Raw genomic sequence first — 4182 nt, 5'->3', positions numbered from 1 at the left:
CTGAAGGTTTGCGCAAAGAATTCAAAGAGAGTCTCTTGGCGACCGCGCCAATTTTCGCTGAAAAGCCGTTTTTCATGAGCGATGAGTTTACGATTGTAGATTGCTGTGTGGCGGCGATTCTATGGCGTCTACCTGTTCTTGGAATCGAATTGAATGAGGCGGCTGCTAAGCCAATTTTGCGTTACATGGATAGTATGTTCGCAAGGGAATCTTTCAAAGAGAGTTTGTCGGAAGTTGAAGCTGAAATGCGCCACTAGGCGACAATAGAGGAGGATGGTGTGACCCCAAGTAGGCCATACCTAGTTAGAGCATTAAACCAATGGATTATCGATAACGGTCTCACCCCTTATTTGGTGGTGGATGCCGGTGTTCAAGGTGTTCATGTGCCTGAGGACTACGTTACCAATGGTCAGATCATTCTCAATATTAGCCCTGGTGCCGTGAATAGCTTGAGCATCGAGGATCGTGCGATTGAGTTTCAAGCACGATTCGGCGGTGTTCCAATGCAAGTTTATGTTCCTATTATTGCTGTAATGGCGATCTATGCTAAAGAGAATGGGCAGGGAATGGTTTTTGGTGCTGAGCCTGGAGCGCCAGAGCCTCCGCCGTTTGATGAGGCCCCTACTGAAGGTGATGACGCTCCATCGTCGCACAAACCTTCACTTAAAATCGTTAAGTAGTCTTTCGTTACAGAGGAATGCCAAATAGGCGTGACTCGATGCATCGAATCAATGTGTTGGAGCTGAGAAGTGTGAGTTCGAGTGCTCTAGATAGGCTTGGGGTATTGAACGAAACTTCTTGAGTTCTGTGCTGAGTAGCAAGTCCGCCGAGAGCTGCGCCACAATTAAATATAATGATTCGCATGCCTTTTTCGTTAGCGCTTTCGATGGCTTTAATAATGTCTGCTGTATTATCGTCTAGTGCGAAGGCGATAAGGCAGTCGCCTTCCGACCCAATCGCCCTTATCTGCTTTGAAAAAACAAACCCGCTTTCCTGATTCTTTGCGACTGATGACATCGTGACTGAATCTGCCGATAGGTTGATCGCCGGAAGGCCCGGTCTTTCAAACTCATGCTGATCCATTAGTCCGGTGGTGAGGATTTGCGCAATAGGTGCGGCGAATCCGCTCCCGCAAATCAACACCTTTTTGTCATCAAGTAACGATTTAGCTATTAGGTCAGCGGCTGAATCTACTTGTAAAGCAACGGCCTGAATGTTCTCCGCAGTGCTGTCGATGGCATCGCAAAGATAGGTGGTAACCGGTGTTAATTCGCTCATCTGTAGCTTGGCTCTCCAAAGGCGGAAACGATCCAGGATACCTCTGTCTCGTTATTTTTATTGTCAAATGCGATTACGTCGAATCTACAGGGTCTGCTTGTATCGGCTCGACTGGTCAGATAGTGATTGGCAGCTTTGAGTAGTTTGCTGCGCTTGTTAGAGGTAATGCTCTCAAGTGCTGAGCCATATTTTGCAGTATTTCGATAGCGCACTTCAACAAATACGATGGTTGAGCGATCAAGCATGATGAGATCGATCTCTCCGAGCCTGCAGCTATAATTTTGTAAGACTAACTTTAATCCCTTGCTTTGCAGATAATGCTTTGCTTTGTTTTCGAACTCAAATCCTTTTGAGCGCATTTTGATTGCTCCCTGCTTTAGTTAATCGTGATGGCTTTGCCCCTGCGATACATGGCCCATTGTAGTGCCCGCTCTACAACACCGTCAGGGTTTACGTTTAGCTTGCCTGTAAGCCCCTGAGCGAAACTGTTCGGTATCTCTCTCAGTATTGGGAGTCGGGGGGCAAGAAGATAGGCGTCGGCACCGAGCGCGTAGAATCGCGCGTATCTGTCACTGAGCGCGGGGCGCGTCGTTTCGATCTGGGCTTTTAAAGGGTTCGATTGCGTGAATACCCATGGAATGTCAGGGAACTGTACCCTGCTAAGATCATTGTTTGCGTCAACTCGGCCGGGTGTGTGTATGCTAGAGCTAGCAAAGACTGGTAGATCTTGTGCGAAGTTGAATGCCAAGAGGGGCTTTATCTGTTTGCCGTCTTCGTGGTTGCCTAGCACTAGAATCGCATCTAGGTCATTTCGTCTCTCTGGTCGGGTTTCTAGGGCGAGCCCGGTGACTCTCATAAGCTTTCGGCTGCGCTGCTTGCTGTCAGCCGTTGAAAGCATTGTTGCAACCGTTTGTGCGAGGCTGCGATCCGCGCCAAAGTAAGCTTTTGAAACCACATGTCCTCCCATGGATTCAAAGTCTTCCTCAAAGCTTTGGCTGAGGCGTATTGCTCTTTGGGTATCTGGAGCAATAACTGCTACGCGCTGCATGCCTTGCTTGCTCATTCGCCCGCTGATTTGGCTCATTTCCTGTTCTGGATCGAGTCCAAACAGAAATAAGCGATGCTGATAAGGCGTGTTTGGTGGATTGTTGAGCGCTAAAGTATTAAGCGACAAAGGGCTAACCTCGGAGAGTTTTTCAATGTCTTCTTTTGTAATTGGGCCGATTACCAAGGTTTTATCTGGCAGGCTCTGCTGAGTATTAAGATAAAGCTTTTCGATGTCGAGCTCGGCAGTGTCAAAGGTTTCGATCCGTAGCTTGCTCTCGTGCTGCTGGTATTGGAAGTGCGCAGCGAGAAAGCCATCCATGATTGCGGTTCCAATATTCGCCAATGGGCCCGATAGTGGGAGGGCCAGAATGATTTTATCCGGCGCTGTTTCGGGCAAGCGAGATAGTAGATCCAATTCCATTGGGAGGGACTGCGTGGCGGGGTGGTTTGGGTTTTGTGCCATCCAGCCGTCGAGTACGCTAAATTGGTCATCTATGCTGCTTTGATTGAGCTTTACCTGACGCGCTAGCTCAAGCCATGCAATCGTGTTTGGATTGTCGCCGAAGTATGTATAGGAAACTAAGTCTTCTGTCCTGCTTCGTTGAAATAGAAGCCATATTTCTTCGTTGAGTTGTGCGCTTTCATTTACTCCAAATACGCCCTCGTAATCAGCAAGCAATACAGCAGCGTCTAGAGGTTGCTCGACTTTGCTATATGCGCTGGCAATGAGCCGTACAATTTTTTCTTGTCTGCTTAGTGTTGTTTGAAGTGCGTCACTTAAAGAGATTAAACCAAGTTGTTCTTTTGCCACGGAAAGATTGCCGGTCCTTAGACTGGTTTCGATGAGTAAAAGTCGAAAATCGGTGATAGATTGCGCGGAAAGTGAGCCGACCTCAACGAGACCAATTGTATGCGCCGCCTGCGCATCGAGCCCTTTTTCAGAAAAGAGCTTTGCGGAGCTAAGGTAAAGTTCACTTTTTCGCTGGCGATCTTTTTCGTTGTGCGCCTCTGACAATAGCTTTTCTTCTTCGCTGAGCATTGTGGTAGCACCCTGTTTTATATCGGTGCGAGTTTGTTTTTTAGGTGTGCTGCAGGCGGATAAAAGAGCGCAGGCAAGGATGGTTAGGGACAATCTAAGAATAAGGGTTTTCATGCTTAAGTATAGTAGCGAGAGGTGAAGCTGCTATGATAGCTGAAATCTAAAGCGAGGATAAGAAGTTTGGAATCTGCACTGTATATCGTAGCCACACCCATAGGAAATCTTGGAGATATAACGCATAGAGCAATTGAAACCCTGGCAGGCGTCGACTTGGTTGCAGCGGAAGATACGCGTCATACAAAAAAACTTCTTTCACATTTGGGTTTGACTAAAGATATGCAGTCTCTGCACGATCACAACGAGCGGGATAAGGCGTCTTATCTACTTGATCTTGTCGCGGCTGGTGGCTCGGTAGCGCTTGTCTCTGACGCGGGTACGCCTCTCATTTCTGATCCTGGTTATGTTTTGGTTGCTCAGGCTAGGCAAAGAGAGTTGAAAGTCGTGCCAGTTCCGGGTGCGTGCGCGCTTATTGCGGCGCTGAGTGCCTCCGGTTTAGCCTGTGATCGTTTTTCATTTGAGGGTTTTTTACCGGTGAAGTCGAAAGCCAAGAGGGATGCTTTAGAGATATTGAAGAGCGAGCCCAGAACGTGTGTTTATTACGAGTCAACCCACCGCATTGTCGACACGTTAAAGGTGGTGGCCGAGTTGTTGCCGAAGCGGCAGATTACCATCGCGAGGGAGCTTACGAAGACTTTCGAGACTTTTCTGTCTGGGCCATCTGAAGATGTTCTAGGTTTAGTCGCGTCGGATGCTAACCA

Annotated in this window: 6 protein-coding genes; 3 read left to right on the top strand and 3 right to left on the bottom strand. The window is 48.0% G+C overall.

Annotated features, from left to right (window positions below; genetic code table 11):
• Both A3750_RS10950 and A3750_RS10945 read left to right on the top strand, forming a co-directional pair.
• Positions 1-257, top strand: a 257-nt coding sequence (locus tag A3750_RS10950; protein ID WP_197474997.1) for a glutathione S-transferase C-terminal domain-containing protein, incomplete at its 5' end; no start/stop codon positions are given.
• A 21-nt stretch (positions 258-278) separates the two neighbouring features.
• Entirely contained in the window at positions 279-680 is a 402-nt protein-coding gene (locus A3750_RS10945; RefSeq protein WP_082863021.1) for a ClpXP protease specificity-enhancing factor, read from the top strand.
• A 7-nt stretch (positions 681-687) separates the two neighbouring features.
• On the opposite strand, the gene A3750_RS10940 is transcribed toward A3750_RS10945, so the two are convergent.
• Genes A3750_RS10940 through A3750_RS10930 form a run of 3 tightly spaced genes read right to left on the bottom strand, consistent with a single transcriptional unit; the run spans position 688 to position 3364 of the window.
• Positions 688-1278, bottom strand: coding sequence for an SIS domain-containing protein (locus tag A3750_RS10940; RefSeq protein WP_068451863.1), 591 nt, complete (start codon positions 1276-1278; stop codon positions 688-690).
• Complete coding sequence (locus tag A3750_RS10935) at positions 1275-1637, bottom strand: YraN family protein (RefSeq protein WP_068451860.1); 363 nt, start codon at positions 1635-1637, stop codon at positions 1275-1277. Before A3750_RS10935 ends, A3750_RS10940 begins: the two co-directional genes overlap by 4 nt.
• A 17-nt stretch (positions 1638-1654) precedes the next feature.
• Positions 1655-3364 (bottom strand): penicillin-binding protein activator, encoded by a 1710-nt coding sequence (locus A3750_RS10930; RefSeq protein ID WP_068451858.1) that lies wholly within the window; start codon positions 3362-3364, stop codon positions 1655-1657.
• A 180-nt stretch (positions 3365-3544) separates the two neighbouring features.
• Here A3750_RS10930 and rsmI point away from each other — a divergent pair.
• On the top strand, positions 3545-4182 hold a 638-nt coding region (gene rsmI, locus A3750_RS10925; protein ID WP_068548264.1), incomplete at its 3' end, for a 16S rRNA (cytidine(1402)-2'-O)-methyltransferase.

It is taken from the genome of Oleiphilus sp. HI0079, assembly GCF_001635105.1.
Note: the sequence above shows the minus strand (reverse complement) of the source record. Positions and strands in the feature narration are given on the sequence as shown.